The sequence below is a fragment of the Novacetimonas maltaceti genome, from assembly GCF_002906255.1.
GTDB classification, from domain to species: Bacteria; Pseudomonadota; Alphaproteobacteria; order Acetobacterales; family Acetobacteraceae; genus Novacetimonas; species Novacetimonas maltaceti.
In genome coordinates this window covers 1-19708 of the sequence record NZ_POTC01000039.1, presented here as the reverse complement: position 1 = coordinate 19708, position 19708 = coordinate 1, and the positions used below count along the sequence as shown (strand labels likewise).

Sequence of the window (19708 nt, the reverse complement as noted above, 5' to 3'; positions counted from 1 at the left end):
AGAGCGTTCAATGGAAATTTCGTGCCTTGACCACGATATTTTCTCGCAAGCGACCCTGCTCAGGGTCGGAGAAATCGTGCAACGACCGATTTCCCACATCGGCCAGCAGGAAGGACAGATCCACAATCTCACGCGTCACCAGATGCACCACCTCCCCTTCCTTCTGCAGTCGCCCCACAACCCCCAGCATCTGGCCTGACAGGACCACCCGGCGGAAACGCTCGAACATATCAGGCCAGATGATCACGTTGATCGCTGCCGTTTCGTCCTCAAGCGTCATGAACACCGCGCCCTCGGCCGAACCAGGCCGCTGGCGGACCAGCACCAGCCCAGCCACCGACAGACTGCTCCTGTCCCGGGCCTCCAAGGCCTGCCGACACGTCACCATTCCGCGTTCGATAAGATCGGCACGCAGGAACGCCAGAGGATGATCCCGCAGGGTCAGGCCAGTACGGTTGTAATCTCGCGCGACCTCAGCCCCGTCCCGCATGGGCTGGAGCAGCACGTCGGGTTCTTCCGCTTCACGCACGACGGCGGCTGCGGCAAACAGCGGCAGGGGTTCGTCACGTAGTGCTTTGATCGCCCAAAGCGCTTCGCGCCGGGCCAGACCCAGCCCCGCCCGGAAGGCGTCCGCCTCGGCCAGATGGGTCAGGGCCGTTCCCTTCACCCCTGCCCTGCGCCACAGATCGTCGACCGAGACAAAAGGTCGGTCGCCCCGCGCCACCACGATCCGGGCGGCATCCTCATTGGCCAGCCCTTTCACCAGGTTCATACCCAGACGGACGGCAAACAGCCCGTCATCCCGCTCCGGGCCTTCAAGCGTGCTGTCCCAGCGTGAGGCGTTGACGCAGATCGGCCGGATCTCGACCCCGTGCTCGCGGGCGTCGCGCACAAGCTGGGCGGGAGCGTAGAATCCCATGGGCTGGCTGTTCAGGAGTGCGGCCAGAAACACATCCGGATGGGTACATTTCATCCAGGATGACGAATAGGCAAGGATGGCAAATGAGGCCGCATGACTTTCGGGAAAGCCGTAACTGCCAAACCCCTCCAGCTGCTGGAAGATGCGCTCGGCAAAGGTCTCGGGATAACCTCGCGCCGTCATCCCCTCGATCAGGCGCGTGCGGAAGCGCGAGACCGTGCCAGTGTTCTTGAAGGTGGCCATGGCGCGGCGCAGCTGGTCGGCCTCGGATGCCGAAAACCCGGCACAGACCATGGCCACCTGCATCACCTGTTCCTGGAACAGCGGAATGCCCAAGGTCTTCTTGAGCACCTTTTCGAGTTCCGGCGTCGGGTAGATTTCCTTTTCCTGCCCGGCCCGCCGGCGCAGATAGGGATGCACCATGTCGCCCTGGATGGGGCCGGGCCGGACGATGGCCACCTCGATCACCAGATCATAGAACACCCGGGGCCTGAGCCGCGGCAACATGGACATCTGGGCCCGGCTTTCGATCTGGAACACCCCGATCGTGTCCGCCTTCCGGATCATGGCATAGGTGCGCGGATCCTCGGCCGGGATGGTCTGCAGCGTGTAATGCTGCCCCTTGTGTTCGGCCAGAAGGTCCAGCCCCTTCTTCATGCAGGTCAGCATGCCAAGGGCCAGCACATCCACCTTCATGAATTTCAGGACGTCGATATCATCCTTGTCCCATTCGATGATCTGGCGACCGTCCATGGCCGCCGGTTCGATCGGCACCAACTCATCCAGTCGATCATGGGTCAGGACAAACCCGCCGGGATGCTGCGACAGGTGACGTGGCACGCCGATCAGGCAGCGCGCCAGATCCAGCGTCAGCCGGATGCGCCGATCGGACAGGTCGATCCCCGTTTCATTCAGCGCGCCCTCATCCAGCTTGCGCCCCCAGCCCCAGATCTGGCCGGACAGGGTGCGGATCAGGTCTTCGGGCAGGCCCATGACCTTGCCGACATCGCGCAGCGCGCCCTTGGCGCGATAACGCGTAACCACAGCGGTAAGGGCAGCATGGTTGCGGCCATAATGACCATAAATCCACTGGATCACCTGCTCCCGGCGCGCATGCTCGAAATCCACGTCGATATCGGGCGGCTCGCGGCGCTCTTCGGACACGAACCGCTCAAAGAGCAGCGACGTCCGTGCCGGATCGATGGCGGTAATGCCCAGCACGTAGCAGACGGCGGAATTGGCCGCCGATCCCCGCCCCTGGCACAGGATGCCCTGCGAGCGGGCATGGCGGACGATGCTGTGGACGGTCAGGAAATACGGCGCGTAATCCATGCGCCCGATCAGGGCGAGTTCATGGGTGAGGGTTTTCCTGACCTCGGGCGGAATGCCTTCGGGATAGGCCGCCGTTGCCCCCTCCCAGGTCAGGGCTTCCAACGCCTGCTGCGGTGACTGGCCCGGGATGGAGACCTCGTCGGGATACTGGTAGGCCAGGTCATCAAGGCTGAAGCGATAACGGGCCACGATCTCACGGGTCCGGTCGATCGCTTCGGGATAGCGGCTGAACAGCCGGGCCATTTCCGCGGGCGGCTTGAGGTAGCGGTCCGCATGGCGCTCACGCGCGAACCCGGCTTCGTCGATGGTGGTGTGGTTGCGGATACAGGTCACCACATCCTGCAGGATGCGCCGGTCATGGGTGTGGAACAGCACGTCATTGGTCACGACCGTTGGCACCCGTGCCAGATGGGCGAGGTTCGCCAGTTCGTACAGCCGCATCTGGTCATTGGGCCGGCGCCGCAGGGTCAGCGCCATATAGGCCCGGTCGGCAAAGGCGTCCTTCAGCTTGCGCAGATGCAGGGCACAGGCATCATCCGCCGTATCCGGGAGCAGGATCACAAGGAGGCCCTCGCCCCATGCCACCAGATCCTCCCAGAGCAGATGGCATTTCCCCTTCCCGGCCCGCGCCTTGCCAAGGCTCAGCAGTCGGCACAATCGGCCATAGGCGGCCCGGTCCGTCGGATAGACCAGCACTGGCGCGAAATCGGCAAGGTCGAGACGGCAGCCCACGACCAGGCGGATGCCGGTCTCTTTGGCCGCGACATGGGCCTGCACCATGCCCGCCAGGGAATTGCGGTCGCAGATGCCCAGCGCTTTAATGCCAAGGGTTTTTGCCTGCTCGAACAGTTCAATCGGTGAGGATGCGCCGCGCAGGAACGAGAAATACGTCGTCACCTGCAGTTCGGCGTATGCCACGCTCATTCAAAGAGACCGTGCAGGAACCAGCCCTGCGAACCGGTCTCGCCATGTTCGCCATCCCCGGTCCGGTAAACCCAGAATGTCTCCCCGCTGGTGTCTTCCACCCGGAAATAATCCCGCACGGTGGTCAGTTCGGCATCGCCCTTCCACCATTCGCCAAAGACCCGCTCGGGGCCATCGGCGCATCTGATCCGGCGGCGGATGCCACGCCAGATGAAGAAGACCGGCGGATGGTCGGGCAGCACCGCCATGGTCTGGATCGGCTCGGGACGGGGCAGCAGGCGCGTGGGGCGCGGCCAGTGATCCGGCCACTCCTTTCCGTCCTCGGGTGCGAGTGCGGGCACGCGGCAGACGGCCCGTTCCGGCACGTCGCTTTCCACCGGGGCGAAGCGATACAGGGCCTGTGTGCCGACACGGTTGGCCAGGGTATCGATCAGGTCGGAGACGTCGGCCTCTTCTTCCTCGATCAGGGCGGATACACCCTGGCGGTGCAGGATCGGCTCGGCCAGCGAAGCCGTCAGCATCATGCGTTCGATCCCGAATCCCGGATCGATGGTCTCGATCCTGTCACAGAGCAGACGGGTCAGGCGTCTGACATCCCGCACCGGCATGGCCGTGGCCACGCGGACGGCCTCGGTGCGGCTGTCCACCCGGTGCAGCAGCAGGTCGAGGCGACGCACGCCCTGCTCGCGTTCCTCCAGCCCGGCGCACAGGGACGGCACGAGTTTGGTGATGTAGCGGGCTATGGTCTCGGCAGCACTGATCGGTTCGGCAAAGTTTCGGCTGACCTGCACCGGCGCCTGCAGCCGGACCGGGACAATGGCTTCTGCCTGTCGTCCAAAAGCCTGGTCCAGCCTGCGGGCGACATCCGGACCGAAGCGCAGGGCCAGCGGTGCGCGCGGCATACCGGCCAGCGGGCCGATGCGTGACACGCCCAGGCCATAAAGCCCCTCGATGATATCCGCTGGCATGCGCAGGGCTTCGATGGGCAGGTCGGCAATCGCTGCCGCCGTTTCACCGGGCGGCACGAGGGTGATGCGTCCCCGGTCATAGCGCGCCAGCGCATGGGCCGCACCCCACGTATCGGCAATCGCGGCCCGGGCCGTGATCCCGGACTCCTTCAGGCGCGTGACCATGTTCTCCAGCATGACGGCCTCGCCCCCATGCAGGTGATCGGCACCGGTCGTATCCAGCACAATGCCGTCTGGCGGATCGGGGGCCACGATGGGGGCGATGCGGCGCTGGAACCATAGCGTCAGCCGCTCCAGTCCAGCCCGGTCACCGTCCGGGTCGGCATCCATGATGAGCAGATCGGGGTAAAGCGCCTGCGCTTTCGCGACAGGCGTGCCGGGACGCAGGCCTAGCCTGCGGGCGGCGAGATCGACCGACAGAATGACCCGTCGCCGCCCTTCCCGCCCGGCCAGCACCAGCGGGCAGTCAGGCGCGGGCGCGTCGGTGCCCAGCCGCTTCCTGATCCGGTCTGTCGGCCAGAGCGGCAGGTAGAGCGAGACGACACGGTGCCAGTCTCCCTTTGGCATCACAGGCCTCCACTTCAAAATCGGCGCATTCGCCCGCGCGGGCACGGATGAGTTCCAGCAGCCAGCGGGACCGGCCGACGCCGGGGACCGGCAGCGGCACGGATGGCAGGACGGATACCCGCCACCGCGTAACCGAAGCCGTGGGCTGGCCAAAATCGGCCGCATCCGTCTGCCGCCGCCAGCGCCGTATGGCGATGCCCAGCGCGCCGGATGTCTCGGCCGCCAGCTGCAGGCGGCGTGAGGCGGTCATGGACAGGCGGGCGACCTCGGCCACGACCGCGCCCAGACCCTGATGGCGCAATGCCTCTTCGAAACAGGCCAGGACATCGACGTCCGAACTGGCGGCGACATAAATGGTCCGTCGCGACGACAACCCGACCTGCTGCAGCGCCGGGGCATACAGGTCCTGACGGGTGGCGATCCACAGCACCTTTCCCCGTGTCCGGGCGGCGATCCCGGCAGAAAACAGGCCGGACGCTGCTGCATTCAGGGCGTCATTGCCGCCACCAGCCACCTCATGCAGCGCGCCCAGCGCCAGTCCGCCGTCTGGCAGGCGACCGTCAATCTCGGGCACACCGAAGGGCAGCACGCCCCGCCTGCGTCGGCCCTGGCCTTCGAGGCGGCTGACCTGTGCTCTCAGCGCCTCCAGCGCGGGACGGGGTTCGGGTGCGGGCATGGGGTCGGACAGTCCATTCGGGTGTTTCTGGCATGGAATCAGCAATTATGTTCGTTATTTGTTCTAGTGTAGTGACGAATGTCAACCCATTCTGGAAAAGCGGCTGTGATCCGGACGCGGGCACAGGCCTGCCACACGGTCCAGGCTTGATGAAAACTGTCTGAAGTACAGGGATTTATCAGGAACAGTCCGGCCACCCCCGTCCTGCAGGGTGGATACCGTCCGGCAGGGCACCCATATCCGGACTCGCGAAAGGACGGCGTGATGTGCAACCTCTATGCGATGACCGGCAGCCAGCAGGCGATCCGGGAGGCGGCCCGGGTCATGACCGACCGCACCGGCAATCTCCGGCCCCTGCCCGAGATCTGGCCCAACACCATGGTGCCCATCGTGCGGAACGCGCCGGATGGGCGGGAACTGGTCATGGCACGCTGGGGCATGCCGACCCCGCCGGGCTACCTGAAAAGTCATAGGGTCGATCAGGGTGTGACCAATATCCGCAATCCCACCTCGACCTGGTGGAAGCGATGGGAAAGTATCGCGCATCGCTGCCTGGTGCCGCTCACGGCCTTTTCCGAACCGGAGCGCCTGCCGGATGGGACCAGCAGGCCCGTCTGGTTTGCCCGGAGTGATGGGGAACCGCTGGCTTTCTTTGCAGGGATCTGGTGCCAGTGGACGTCAGTGCGGAAACTGGCCGATGGCGAGACGACGGATGACCTGTTCGGCTTCCTAACCACTGTTGCCAATCGGGAGGTGGGCGCCATTCATCCATAGATTTCTGCAAAGACCGGCGTTGAATGATGTCCACGTCAGTCTGAAAAAACCTTTTGTCAGCAGGCCCTATTCCCCATCCCTGTGGCAAGGGTTAATCTGGCCAGACGTGATTTTCAGACCGTCCAAAGGCTTGCCCGATTATGTCCGCGCTTTCCCAACTGCTTGATACCTACAGAAATCTGTCCGTCACAGAGCGCGAGAAAGGCACCTACTTCGAGGAACTGATTGTCTGCTACCTGCGGACAGAGCCGAGCTACGCGGACCTGTATGACCAGGTATGGACATACAAGGCGTGGGCAACCCAGGAAGGCTATATCGCGAAAGACACGGGCATCGATCTGGTCGCCAGAACGCGGGGCACGGGCGAATACCACGCCATCCAATGTAAATTTTATGCCCCATCCCACCATATCAGCAAGCCGGATATCGACAGCTTTTTCACCGCCTCGGGAAAAAAGCATTTTGCCCGGCGTATCATTGTCGCCACGACCAACCACTGGACCGACAATGCCGAAGCATCGCTTGCGGACCAGCATCCGCCCGTCAGCAAGATTGATCTGTATGACCTAGAAACCAGCCTGATTGACTGGTCGCAATATCAGCCCAAGATTGCTCCTGTCCTGCGGGCACAGAAGAAAGCCCGCGAGCACCAGGAAACCGCTATCCGCCGGGTTCTGGCAGGCTTCAAGTGCCATAACCGTGGCCGTCTGATCATGGCCTGCGGGACGGGCAAGACTTTCACCAGCCTGAAAATCGCGGAACAGCAGGTCGGTGCCGGTGGTCGTGTCCTGTTTCTCGTCCCCAGCCTCTCCCTGCTGTCCCAGACCCTGACCGAATGGACCCAGGAAAGCCAGGTTCCGCTCCACAGCTTCGCGGTCTGTTCCGACAGTGACGTGGGGAAAAAGAAGGCGAAGAACGACGACGAGATTAAGGTCAACATCCACGAAATCCGCTACCCGGCAACCACCAGTCCCGGCCGTCTGGCGACCGAACATGCCAAACGGCATGACGACGCGCATATGACGGTCGTGTTCGCGACCTATCATTCCATCGATGTCATCAGCCGTGCCCAGAAGGAGCATGACCTCCCCGAGTTCGATCTGATCGTCTGCGATGAAGCGCACAGGACAACAGGGGTCACTTTCGGGGGGGAGGAAAATGATAGCGCCTTCGTCCGCGTCCATAACCAGGATTATCTGGCTGGCAGTCACCGCCTCTACATGACTGCCACCCCGCGTATTTACGGCGATGTGGCGCAGGAAAAGGCCGAAAAGGAAGGAGCCACTGTCTATGGCATGAACAATGTGGCCATCTACGGGCCTGAGTTCCATGTCATCACCTTCTCCGAGGCCGTTCGGCGCAAACTGCTGGTGGACTACAAGGTCATCGTGCTGGCCGTTGACGAAGGAACCGTCAGCCGTAGCGTCCAGAAGCTCTTGGATGATCCCGATAACGGGCTGACCGTCTCCGATGCCTCCAAAATTGTCGGATGCTGGAAGGCGCTGGCGACGGGCGGATTGCCTCGTGAAGGGACAACTGTCCCCGAACCGATGAAGCGGGCCGTCGCCTTCTGCCAGGTCATTTCTCCTGACTACAAGGGCAGAACACCCAAGGTCAGTTCCATCCAGATTGCCGATATGTTCCAGCAGGTCGTGGAGGAATATCAGGAACAGGAAGGCATTGAACCTGAAGCCCGTCTGATCTGCGAAGCCGAACACGTCGATGGCGGGATGAACGCCAGCGAAAAGGAAGGCAAACTCGCCTGGCTGAAGGACGAGACCCCGGAAGGCATATGTCGGGTTCTGTCCAATGTCCGTTGCTTGTCGGAAGGGGTGGACGTGCCGGCGCTGGATGCAGTCCTGTTCCTGACCCCCAGGAATTCACAGGTGGATGTGGTCCAGTCCGTAGGCCGTGTGATGCGGGTCGCACCTGGTAAGAAGCGCGGCTATGTCGTACTGCCCGTAGTTATCCCGGCTGGGGTTGAGCCAGACCAGGCTCTGGATAACAACAAGACCTATCAGGTGGTCTGGCAGGTGCTTCAGGCCCTGCGTTCTCACGATGACCGTTTTGATCACATGGTCAACAAGATGGATCTTCAGGCCAGACCTGACACATCCCGCATGGAAGTCATCGCGGTCACGAAGAAGATCACGGCCAAGACAAAGGCCCTGACAACAGGCACAGCCCAGAAAGCCCATTCGTCCTACAAAATTGGAAAGAAGGCTTCATTCCCTGACGACGACAGGCAGGAAACTCTGCAATTTGAAGTCGGGGAAATCGAACGGGCTATCTATGCCAAAATCGTCAAGAAGGTCGGCAACCGCCATCACTGGGAAGACTGGGCCGATGATATCGCCCGGATTGCCCAGACCCACATCACCCGCATCAAAACCATTCTGGAGAATCCCGACAATGTGGAGGCGCGGACCTCGTTCGAGGAGTTCACGTCAGACCTGCGGACGGAGCTGAACGACAGCATCAGCGAGGAAGAAGTTATCGAGATGCTGGCACAGCATCTCATCACCCGCCCCGTGTTCGAAGCCCTGTTCGCTGGCCATAGCTTCATTGGCGACAACCCCATGTCCAGAGCCATGCAGACGGTTCTGGATGCGCTGGACAAGCACAGCCTGCACAAGGAAACGGACAGGCTGGAGGCTTTCTATACCAGCGTCCGTGAACGCGCTTCGGGGATTGATACCTCCTACGGTCGCCAGAAGGTCATCAAGGAACTGTATGACGGCTTTTTCCAGAAAGCCTTCCCGCGCCTGAAGGACCGCCTGGGTATTGTCTACACACCTATTGAGGTTGTGGATTTCATCATCCGTTCCATCAATGACGTGCTGGAAAGCGAGTTCGGTCAGACCCTTGGGAGCAAGGGCGTCCATATCATGGACCCCTTCACTGGCACGGGCACATTCATTACCCGGTTATTGCAGAGCGGGCTGATTACGAAGGAGCAGATGCTCCATAAATACAGGCAGGAACTGCACGCTAACGAAATTGTCCTGCTGGCTTACTATATCGCCTCCATCAATATCGAGGCTACGTTCTCCGACCTGATGGACGGGACATATGAACCGTTCGAAGGTATCTGCCTGACGGACACCTTCAGGCTGAATGAACCGCATGACTTGGTAAGTGCGACCCTGGAGGACAACAACCGGCGTATCCGCAAACAGAAGAAGCTGGATATCCGTGTCATCATGGGGAACCCGCCCTATTCCGTGGGGCAGGAAAGTGGGAATGATAACAACCAGAATGTGGCCTATCCCACCCTGGATGCGCGGATTGCGAAGACCTATGCGGAGCGGTCCAGTGCCACGAACAAGCGCGCCCTGTATGACAGCTATATCCGCGCCATTCGCTGGTCATCTGACCGCATTGGGGATTGTGGCGTCATCGGTTTTGTGACCAATGCAGGCTTTCTGGATGCCAATACGGCAAATGGTTTGCGCCAGTGTCTGGCCGAAGAATTTTCCTCCATCCATGTGTTTCATCTGCGGGGGAACCAGCGTACATCAGGGGAAACATCTCGCAAAGAAGGTGGAAAGATATTCGATGCTGGAAGCCGGGCGCCGATTGCCATTTCCCTCATGGTCAAGAATCCAAATGCAAAGGAACAGGGTCGTATTCTGTTCCACGATATTGGGGATTATCTGACCCGTGAGCAGAAGCTGAAACGTATTCAGGAACTGGCCAGCATCAATGGCCTGACTGGCGAAGACCTGTGGCAGACAATCACGCCGGATGAACATGGCGACTGGCTACGGCAACGGGATGACAGCTTTGGAAAATTTATTGCCATTGGGAGCAAGGATAAGGATGCGGGACCTGTGCTGTTCAGTCTGTTTTCCCGTGGCGTTGCAACAGCCCGTGACGCATGGTGCTACAATTCATCCCATCAAGTATTAACCGAAGATATGCGGTCCATGATTGATGTGTATAATTCGGAACGAGAACGATTTCAGAATGAATACCCTGATGCATCTTCAAAAGAACGATTAGAAAAGGCCAAAAATTTTGTCGATAGTGATCCACGAAAGATAAGCTGGAATCGTTCACTGCTTCAGGATTTTACCCGAGATAAGCCAGCATTATTTAACCCTGAGCATGTCGTAAAATCGGTTTACCGGCCATTTTTCTGTCAGTGGATGTACTTTGACCGGCAGATTAACGACATGATTTACCAGATGCCTCGACTGTTTCCTAGCGCTAAGGCGGATAATAGAGTGATTATGATTAAGCAACGCCAGAATGATGACAGTCAGTTTGCACTCATGAGCAAGTCTGTCCCAGATTTGCAAAGTGATGGTGGAACACAATGCTTTTCTGAATATTTATATGAAGAAGTAGGACAGGACAGGACAGGACAGGACAGGACAGGACAGGACAGGACAGGACAGGACAGGACAATTATACTCGGTCAACAGCAGAAGTACAAGAGAAGAATCTTGTTATTTGCATAGCCAGTCCGGGAGAAGACCGGCCTTTCTCAACAATGATGATATCCTGCACTCCGGACCTGCACCTTCTACACGGAGGCCAATGCTTTCCGATGTTTCTTTACGAAACGGAGGACAGCCAATGAACACTTCCCAAGGCAGTCTATTTGAACAGACACCTTCTCAACCACGTCTTGTACGACGCGAAGCCATCACAGATGAGGGATTGAAGCACTTTCAGGATGCCTATCCGGGCAAGGAAATCAGCAAGGCAGACTTGTTCTATTATGTCTATGGCCTTCTGCATTCGCCCGAATATCGGGAACGCTACGCGGATACCTTGCGAAAGGAACTGCCCCGCATTCCCCGCATGAAGACATATGAAGCCTTCAAAGCCTTCTCGGATGCTGGTCGCAGGTTGGGCGAAATGCACGTAAATTTTGATAGCCAACACATCTATGAAGGCGTGGAGATTGACTACGGTAAAGGATCACTGTCACCCGACAACTATCGGGTGACACAGATGAAATATGGCAAGGGCAAGAACAAAACCATCCTGCATTACAATGACCGCATCACTATCACAGGTATCCCTCTGGAAGCCTACGACTACGTGGTGAACGGCAAGCCTGCCCTCGACTGGGTCGTGGAACGTCAATGCGTGAAGACCGACAAGGCCAGCGGTATCGTCAATGATGCCAATAACTGGGCCATCGAAACCATGAACGACCCCCGCTATCCGCTGGACCTGTTCCTGCGTGTCATCACGATCAGCCTGGAAACCATGAAGATTGTGAAGAATCTTCCAGCCCTGGAAATTCTGGACAACTGACAGGCTGCTAACAGGTCATGAAAGCATGACATTAAATGCCATACCTTTACGAACTTATCGGACTTGACAGATTTATCGAAAATGAGGAGTATACGGCAGGAGATACGCCATGCCCCGAGCAACTGCATCCTCTTTCACCACAAAATCGCGCCGTCTTGCGGCGAAAACGCGTAGCGGCGCTGTGGTTCTCAGCGCACGCGGCGTGCAACCCGTTTCTATTCCTGTCGGACGCACTGCGCTGACATCTGTCGCCAGACAGGTGGGAACAGCACGCTCTGTGATCGAAAATCTCGGCCACGCGCTGGCGGAGACCAGGAAAACAGGACGTGGCGTCCGCTTTTCAGTCGAAGTTACGCCCGAAGGTACAGTTCGGATTGTGCATCCTCCAGAGAATCAGGACATTGCAGGCACGCAAGCGGCGGAGCGCACGTCCGGTAGCGGTCTGGCGCGCGCGAAGGCGCGTGGCAAGGCGCTGGCCGCCAGCATTCTTGCCCGTGAGGATATGGTGACGGCGGAAGAACTGGCGCGGCGCATGGGAACAACCCGTGTCACGGTGAGTGCCCGTCGGCACGCTCGCCAGTTGATCGGCCTCGAAGGCCCGACACGCGGTTATCGTTACCCGACCTGGCAACTCGATCGCGACGGTCGTCCGTTCGCTATCATCCCGAACCTGTTTACCGCGCTTGGCGACAGTCCGTGGACCATTTACCGGTTTCTCACCCAGAAGCATCCTGAACTCGAAGGACGGACTGCGATCGCTGCTTTGGAGAAAGGAGAAGATAAACGCGTCCTCTCGGTCGCGGTCAGTATCGCCGAGGGCACCTTCGCGTAAATGTCGTCCGCAAGCCTACCCCCCAGCAACTTCGACCAAGCTGACCTCGCTATGACAACAGTACCAGCCGGTACCCGTTATGGGCGCATCCTGTTGCGGCGGTTTTCGGACACTCTGGGTTTCGGCAAGAACGAGAGCCGGTTCAGCGATCCTAGGGATCTGCCGGCACCTGAGCGGTTTGGGGTTCTTTATGTCGGCAGCACCCTGAAGGTTTGTTTCGTGGAAGCCATCCTGCGCGACAGTCGTGATGGCGTAATCGGAGAGCTTCTGCTCGCCGAGCAGGAAATCACCGACCGTGATTATGCAGAGATCGTGGTGGTCACTGATTTGCGGGTTATCGATCTGCGGAGCGACAATCCCTTAAGGATGGGCATTCCCAGCGATGTAGTCGGCGGGTCGGACCAGCGTCCCGCGCGCCAATGGTCACTCGCACTCCATAACCATCCTGCCAAACCTGACGGTATTCTCTATCCCTCCCGATTGAATGAGGAAATCAATCTGGCAATCTTCGAACGTGCCATTCCAAAACTATCGGAAGCTGCCAGGATGAATCTTAATGGAATCTTCGCACTCGAAGATATTCTCGATCTCTTTCAGGTGGCCATCAGAGAGTGAGTGGTCGGAAGCAACGGTCATTGAAGAACTGCCACGACACGCGCAGCTTGAGGCGGCGGCACAGTTCGGACAGCAACATATTGTCAATGCGGCACCATTGCCCCAGATGCGGACCTCTTTGAGGTCATAGGATGCAACGAAAGCCAGGAAATTCTCTAGAACAGGGAAAAGGCTGCCGCTACGTTGCAGAGCGGCATATCGCTGCGCTTGTGCTGCCTTCGGCTGCCGTGCACACCATTCCATCGTGGCGTTGTCCCGCTCATTCCAAAGAGTCTGCAATCGCTAACATCATGCCATGGGAAACACGATCGTATCGATCGACGCGTCTCCCTGGCGCACCAATTCCAGCCCGGCCACAAATGTCGCAGCCACAGCCGTTCGACGACCAATGGTTCCCTCAGGTTTGGTAGACGCCATCGCAGGAACACAGTCCCATATGCTTCGAAAGGTTCCGTTTTTTATTTTCTCACGCATAAAGACCAATGCATCGCTCACACGCCAGTAGGAGGGCACATCGATCCGATAGATCGGGACGGATGTCTCGACCCGTGCCAATTCCCGTTCCAGCGTACCGAGACAGGCTTCCATTAGACTGAAATACGTCCCCTGCCGTACAGAAACACTACGATCCGCGTCTGTTCCGCCCCGTGTAAAAACCGACACGCCAAGCTGCGGTCGCGCCTCCAGCCAGTCCGCCGCCGCGCGCATCTCCAGCAGCCCCTCGATCTGGCCGACCGTCCGGCGCGCCTCTTTTTCGGCAACCTGCTTTTCCGCCTGCGTCGCAAACAGCAGCCGCGAGCGCAGGAACACCAGCCGGGCGATCCAGATCACCCAGTCCGCGCGCTGCATGAGCGGTGTTGTGCGGGCCAGCCGCTCCGCCTCAGCGACAAACTGGGCCGCCAGATCCGCGATGGACAGCACACCTAGGTCCAGACGCTGCCGTTCCGCCAGATCCAGCAGCAGGTCCAGCGGCCCGTCAAACCCCTCGACATGGAACTCCGGCACCACCGGGCGCGGCAGCCGACGCGGCGGATCACCCCAGTCTTCGTCCTCATCCAGATGCATCAGCGGTCTCCCCGGCATCAACACGCGCGTATTGCGGTCGGATGTCGAACACCAGATCTGGCCAGTCTGTCCGTATATGGTCCAGCGCCTGCCACGGCGTCCACTCCGCCGACCAGAAGGTGTAGACCAGCCGGGCACTGCGGCGGGCGCGCTGATCGCGCACGGCTTCGACCTCTACCCGGCGCAACGGTAGCAGCGTGCCCCACTGCGCCTGCAGCCAGGCTGCCGCCGCGCGGGAGTCCGACCCGGCTTCCAGAATGGGACCGGGAACCGGCACCAGCCGGTGCAGGTCAAAGGCAGAGGCAGGCGTACCCGCCGCCTGATGCTGCAGGGCGATCCGATGCAGGCGCTCGGATGCCTGCCGCAGCAGTCGGGCCAACGTCACCGCCTGGATTCCCTGCCCCGCCATCGGCGCCAGCAGGCGGGCCTGTTCGTAGTCAAAATCCACCTGCCAGGGAATGATCCCCGGCCCCTGGGCCACCGCCCGGAACCGGGCCACCGCGTCCACCGGACCGCTTACCGTCAACGTTGTTCGGATCCAGTCCGGGGCCGGTCTCAACGTGTGTTGACGCGTTGGCGTCCGGACTGAGGACTCTCGCGGGGATCCCGATTTTGTCCGCCGTGTCCGGTGGCTTGGACGATCCGAACGCCCTAGCGCTCGGTCCAGCACAAACCGGATCCCCGGCACCGACAATGGATCCCCGACGGTGCCGTGCGCATCGATCCCCCGGAAGGCTGCTCCCCAGCGCAGTTGCGCGGCATCGCGCCAGGCCGCCCAGGACCGCACCGGACAGACGGCCGGATCCCGGCGCCGCCGCAACCGGCGCAACTGGTGATGCCCCGACCGGGGCCGCAACAGGGCGACGGTCATCCCGTCTGTCGTGTCGATGATGTCTTCCACCGTCAGTCGGGCCAGCGCCTCGGCGCCGATGTCCAGCGTGGCCGCCAGCAACAGCAAAGCCCGGTCGCGCAGGCCGGGCAGGTCGGGCCCGCAACGTCGCGCGGCGGCCAGCAGCGAAGCTGCATCGACCCCGGCCCCGGTCCGGCGCACCCGCGTAGCGGGCAGGGCAACATCAAGCCCCTCGCCATTGGCGGCACACCACGCCGTCAGCGCCGCGCGATCCACCACCAGGCTCTGCCGCGGCCGTCCCGCCTTCGCCCGGGCCTCCAGCCACGCTGCCACCGCCACAGGGCCGACCGGAAAGCCGCTATCGGCTGGCTGGGTCCTGACAAAGGCGCGCCAGGAGGCCGCATAGGCCCGTGCCGTGGCCGGCGACAGGCCGGTCGGGGGCCGCGCCGCCTGCAGCGGTCGACCGATCTCAGCCATTCTGATCAGATCCGCGGTTTTCCGGCCCGCACGCCCTACGGGCCGATCCCGAACGGGCTTTCGAAGAAGGCAGTTCGTCCACCCTCAGCGGGCAACCGCGCCACCTGACCCTGACAATATTAAGGCGTTTGCGCTTCATATAATACGTCGTATCATGTTAACGTATTTTGGAGAACGAAAAAGCGCCCGGTTTGTCCTGAAAGACGCGGTTTTCCGAACTTTCTGCCCCCTCCCCTCCCCGCTTGGCAAAATCCGACCGATCGAAAACCTACTTCCGATAAGTTATCTTGTCGGAAGTAGATGAAAAATTCCAAAATGCCTGCTAAAATCCCGAAATGCGCCTGTTTCCGAGCCTTTTCGCCAAGCCTGTCTGTGTGCCCCTTCCCTGCTGCCCAAGTGACGGCCAGGGGCCATACGCGCGGGCAAGCCTGCCATGCTGAGCGATGTCCGGATCCTCGGCTCCAGCAGGCGCGCGCAGGCCGCGTTGCACGCCCGCGTTGACCCTCTGACGCGGCAGCGTCTGGCCGAGACACAGGATCCGGCGCGCTGGCGCGAAATCCTCTCGACCGCATGTTTCACACCGCCCCTGCCCCTGCTTCTGGCGGGCATCGAATTGCCGGACGGTAGCTATTCCCCGGATACCCCCCTCGCCCAAGGCGTGCCGTATGCGTCGGCCGCCCAACAGATGGCTCAGGACCATGTCGCCGATATCCCATCAGGGTTTGAACTGGCCGTCGGTCTGGAAATCGATGATGGCGTGCCCAGCTTCCTGGCCTGGTTCCGGCCGCTCCAGTCCGTAGGCTCCCGTTCCGAGACGGCAGACGCAGCGCCCCCTGCGCCCGTCGGGCAACCGGCTGCTGCCGTCGCGCAATGGTTTTCCGTCGTCTCGGCACAGCCCCTCCCCGAACATGATGGCCGCCTGGCTACGGCACGTCAGGCCGCCGATGCCTATATGCACCGCAGCAAGGCCGAAAACACGCTGCGCACCTATCGCGCCGCCGTGCGGTCCTGGTGTCGCTGGGCTGCCGGCCATGCCCTGCCCGCCCTGCCGGCCCGCAGCGAGGATGTTGCCGCCTATCTGGCCGACATGGCGCTGCAGGGCCGCAGGACCAGCACCATCGACCTGCATCGTGCCGCCCTGCGCTACCTGCACCATCTGGCGCAGATTGCCGTACCCACCGCCCACCCGATGGTGACCGCAACCCTTGCTGGCATCCGTCGGGAAGCAAAAGAAACCCTGCCCCGCCAGAAAACTGCGCTCACCTGGGACAGGCTGGTCCGGGTCGTCGAAGCCATCAGTTCCCATGATCTGGTCGGTGCGCGGGACCGGGCCATTCTTTTGCTCGGTTTTGCCGGTGCGTTCCGGCGCTCCGAGCTTGCCGCACTGAAGGTGGACGACATCACGGTGGACGAGGATGGCATGCAGATCCGGCTGGGCCGGTCCAAGGGGGATCCCCAGCGCAAGGGTACTCTGATCGGCATCCCGCGGGGCCTGACCCGGAACTGCCCGGTTCTGGCATACGAGACCTGGCTCCGGCAGGCCGGGATCACGGAAGGTCCGGTCTTCCGGCGCATCTGGTCCGCGCGGGACCGCAGGGCGGGCGCCACTCCCGTCGGAGCCCCGCCCAGGATCGGGCCGCACGCCCTGTCGGACCGGGCGGTCACGGACATCATCCGCAGGCGATGCGGCGACACCCACCTCGAAGGGGATTTTGGCGGACACAGCCTGCGCCGCGGCGCCATCACCACGGGGGCAAAAGACGGGTATGATCTCCTGGAGCTGAAGCGCTTCTCGCGGCACAAAAGTCTCCAGGTCGTCGAGACCTATATCGACGCGGCCTGCATCAAGGCCCGGCACCCCGGAAGATCGAGATTCTGAACCTGTCTTGACCCCTGCCTCCAGAGCGCTTCAACTCGCCTTCAACCGCAACACGTCAGGCGGACCAAAGAGAGGAAACAGCGTCATGGGCTCGAGAATTCTTGTTGTCGGCGCGGGTGCCGTGGGTGGATATTTTGGCGCGCGCATGGCCGGCGCCGGGCATGACGTGACCTTTCTGGTGCGCGAAAGGCGCCTGCAGCAGCTCCGTGCCGAGGGCCTGTGCCTGATCAGTTCTGTTGGCAACGTCACCATCGCCCCCCGGATGGTGATGGCCGGTGGGATTGAGGGTCCCTACGACATCATCCTGCTCAGCGTAAAAGCCTATTCCCTGATGGCGGCAATGAACGATTTTGCGCCTGCGGTGGGACCGCAAACATGGATTGTCCCGCTTCTCAACGGCATGCAGCATCTTGATAGTCTGGCAGACCGCTTTGGCCCTGCCGCGGTCATGGGGGGGACGTGCTTTATCGTCAGCAAGCTTGATGCGCAGGGGCGCATTGTCCAGGCGGGTTCTCTCCCCCGGCTTTCCGTGGGGGAGCGGGACGGTCGTGAGACGCCAGCGACGTGCAGTATTGCGGAAACCCTGTCGGGGCCCGGATTTGAAACCGTGTGTTCCACCCACATCCTGCAGGACATGTGGGACAAATGGGTTCTGCTCGCCGCCCTGGGCAGCATCTGCTGCCTGATGCGCGGAACCGTGGGGGATGTCGCCAGCCAGCCAGCAGGTCAGGATTTTGCACAGGCGGTGATCCATGAATGTGCGTCAACGGCCGCTGCTGCCGGTTATCCCCTGCGGGATGCCACCCTGAAGAGCACTGTCAGTCTCCTGACGAAAACGGACTCCACCCTGACGTCCTCCATGTTCCGGGATCTGCTGCAGGGCGCTCCTGTGGAGGCGCAGCAGATTATTGGTGACCTGGTCAGGCGGGCACGCGTCCATCAGATCCCTACGCCTCTCCTGGATCTCACGGATCTGAATCTGCGCGTGTATGAACAGCAAAGGCATGCGTGAAGACGCACAGGGCGGACACGAGGTACCGGCGGACACATCCGCTTCATAGATCATGGCCGCCTTATTCGACGATAATTCTTCCCACATGAACAGCCGGAATGAAACGTCTGACTTGGGAGAAAGGAGATAGTCGGCTGTCATAGGGACTACCAAAAACAGGCTTTCGCAGCATTCAAATTCATGACAGGGGGTAGAAATATTCAAGTGATTTCATCCTGCACATGACAAGTATCAGGTCGGCATCTAAATGTTTTCTATAGTTAAAATGCAAGCTCCTTTCCCTGGAAGGAGCTTGCGGGAAAAAATAGGGTGTCAGCGAGCAAGTGGATAATCGGTATAGCCTTCTGCACCCTGCGAGTACCAGGTGCGGATATCGTCCTTGTTCAGGGGCAGATTGTCTTCCAGACGACGCACGAGGTCCGGATTGGCGATGAATGGGCGACCGAATGAAATGGCATCTGCAACACCGGTTGCAACTGTCTCGATCGCTTCATCGCGTGTGTAGTCCTGATTCAGAACCAGCGGCTTCTTAAACACTTCGCGGATCGGGCCATGCAGCTTGGGCTGATCGGTCTTGCCGAACGTGCCATTCGGTCCGGGTTCGCGCAGTTCAAGAAAAGCGATGTCGAGGTCGTTCAACAGCTTTGCCGCCGGCACAAAAACCTGCTTGGGATGGCTGTCGATGCAGCCCTGCGTATCGCCATTGGGGGACAGCCGTACTGACGTTTTGTCCGCGCCAATCGTTGCGATCACGCGTTCCGTGACTTCACGCAGAAAGCGGATGCGCTTTTCCGGCGAACCGCCATACTCGTCGGAACGATGGTTGGTGCCGTCCCGCAGGAATTCGTCGATCAGGTAACCGTTGGCGGCATGAATCTGCACACCGTCAAAGCCTGCCTGAAGAGCATTGCGAGCGGCGTTTTCATAATCGTCCAGGATGCGGGCAATGTCCTCCCTGGTAAGAGGACGGGCAATTTCGGGAGCCTGTTTGCCGTCATAAGTATGGAGCGCTTCAGGTGCTTTTGTCGCCGAGCAGGACACAGGCTGCTGACCCGTCACGCTGGAATGCACCATGCGGCCCATGTGCCAGATCTGGGCCACGATCTTTCCGCCCTTTGCATGGACTGCAGCGGTGATAGGCTTCCAGGCTTCTACCTGTTCCTGCGACCACAGACCCGGCGCATACGGCCAGCCAAGACCTTCGCGGCTGATACCAGTCGCTTCCGAGATAATCAGACCGGCCCCAGCGCGTTGCGCGTAATATTCGGCCATGATGGGAGTGGGTACATGCTCGCGGGTGCCCCGGCCACGTGTCAGCGGCGCCATGAGAATTCTGTTTTTTGCGTAAATGCTTCCCAGTTCAATCGGCTCAAACAGGCTGGGCATGACAGATCCTTCTTAAAAAACGCAGTTCCTAGTGAGGTGGTCCCGTCCGTTCGGACAGTTTTGCGGGCTTGATAAGCTATACCCGATTGTTGTTATGCCGCCCTTCTGACGGCGTTGCTGTTGGCCATCTGGTCCGGGGTTAACCCCGGACCAGATGG

Annotated in this window: 13 protein-coding genes and 1 pseudogene; 8 read left to right on the top strand and 6 right to left on the bottom strand. The window is 60.5% G+C overall.

The annotated features are described in order from the left end of the window. Positions 1 to 7: 7 nt before the first annotated feature. From KMAL_RS12275 to KMAL_RS12265, 3 genes are read right to left on the bottom strand one after another with little or no spacing between them, the layout of a single operon-like run. Entirely contained in the window at positions 8 to 3175 is a 3168-nt protein-coding gene (locus KMAL_RS12275) for an error-prone DNA polymerase (protein ID WP_110095984.1), read from the bottom strand. Further along, positions 3172 to 4710, bottom strand: coding sequence for a Y-family DNA polymerase (locus KMAL_RS12270; RefSeq protein ID WP_275399320.1), 1539 nt, complete (start codon positions 4708 to 4710; stop codon positions 3172 to 3174). The genes KMAL_RS12275 and KMAL_RS12270 overlap by 4 nt, the downstream gene beginning before the upstream one ends. After that, positions 4610 to 5386, bottom strand: a complete 777-nt coding sequence (locus KMAL_RS12265; RefSeq protein ID WP_110095983.1) for an ImuA family protein — start codon at positions 5384 to 5386, stop codon at positions 4610 to 4612. Before KMAL_RS12265 ends, KMAL_RS12270 begins: the two co-directional genes overlap by 101 nt. A 264-nt stretch (positions 5387 to 5650) precedes the next feature. Here KMAL_RS12265 and KMAL_RS12260 point away from each other — a divergent pair. The 6 genes and pseudogenes from KMAL_RS12260 to KMAL_RS12245 all read left to right on the top strand — a co-directional run. Next, positions 5651 to 6157 (top strand): annotated as a pseudogene (locus tag KMAL_RS12260) (SOS response-associated peptidase); the annotation flags it as partial. A gap of 143 nt (positions 6158 to 6300) precedes the next feature. After that, complete coding sequence (locus KMAL_RS12255) at positions 6301 to 10626, top strand: DEAD/DEAH box helicase (protein ID WP_167400157.1); 4326 nt, start codon at positions 6301 to 6303, stop codon at positions 10624 to 10626. Further along, a complete protein-coding gene (locus KMAL_RS17910) occupies positions 10617 to 10748 on the top strand; it encodes a type ISP restriction/modification enzyme (protein WP_167400158.1) in 132 nt (43 codons plus the stop codon). The genes KMAL_RS12255 and KMAL_RS17910 overlap by 10 nt, the downstream gene beginning before the upstream one ends. After that, positions 10745 to 11434 carry a type ISP restriction/modification enzyme gene (locus KMAL_RS17280; protein WP_167400156.1) on the top strand — a complete coding sequence of 230 codons (690 nt, stop codon included), beginning with the start codon at positions 10745 to 10747 and terminating at the stop codon, positions 11432 to 11434. Before KMAL_RS17910 ends, KMAL_RS17280 begins: the two co-directional genes overlap by 4 nt. A gap of 109 nt (positions 11435 to 11543) precedes the next feature. Then, positions 11544 to 12266 carry a hypothetical protein gene (locus KMAL_RS12250; protein ID WP_239020117.1) on the top strand — a complete coding sequence of 241 codons (723 nt, stop codon included), beginning with the start codon at positions 11544 to 11546 and terminating at the stop codon, positions 12264 to 12266. Between the two features lie 51 nt (positions 12267 to 12317). Then, positions 12318 to 12881: an RES family NAD+ phosphorylase gene (locus KMAL_RS12245; protein WP_239020116.1), complete on the top strand. Its 564-nt coding sequence runs from the start codon at positions 12318 to 12320 to the stop codon at positions 12879 to 12881. Between the two features lie 288 nt (positions 12882 to 13169). Here the strand turns inward: KMAL_RS12245 and KMAL_RS12240 are convergent, their stop codons facing one another. Further along, the gene (locus KMAL_RS12240) at positions 13170 to 13946 is read right to left on the bottom strand and encodes a segregation and condensation protein A (RefSeq protein ID WP_110095980.1); all 777 of its coding nucleotides are present in this window, start codon (positions 13944 to 13946) and stop codon (positions 13170 to 13172) included. Then, positions 13933 to 15273, bottom strand: a complete 1341-nt coding sequence (locus KMAL_RS12235) for a site-specific integrase (protein WP_180999819.1) — start codon at positions 15271 to 15273, stop codon at positions 13933 to 13935. The genes KMAL_RS12240 and KMAL_RS12235 overlap by 14 nt, the downstream gene beginning before the upstream one ends. Before the next feature lie 433 nt (positions 15274 to 15706). On the opposite strand from KMAL_RS12235, the gene KMAL_RS12230 reads away from it, so the two are divergent. Both KMAL_RS12230 and KMAL_RS12225 read left to right on the top strand, forming a co-directional pair. Then, positions 15707 to 17152, top strand: coding sequence for a tyrosine-type recombinase/integrase (locus KMAL_RS12230; RefSeq protein WP_110095979.1), 1446 nt, complete (start codon positions 15707 to 15709; stop codon positions 17150 to 17152). Positions 17153 to 17237: 85 nt separating this feature from the next. Then, positions 17238 to 18164, top strand: a complete 927-nt coding sequence (locus KMAL_RS12225; RefSeq protein WP_110095978.1) for a ketopantoate reductase family protein — start codon at positions 17238 to 17240, stop codon at positions 18162 to 18164. Positions 18165 to 18476: 312 nt separating this feature from the next. Here KMAL_RS12225 and KMAL_RS12220 read toward each other — a convergent pair whose 3' ends face one another. Further along, positions 18477 to 19550 (bottom strand): alkene reductase, encoded by a 1074-nt coding sequence (locus KMAL_RS12220; protein WP_087608926.1) that lies wholly within the window; start codon positions 19548 to 19550, stop codon positions 18477 to 18479. Positions 19551 to 19708 lie beyond the last annotated feature (158 nt).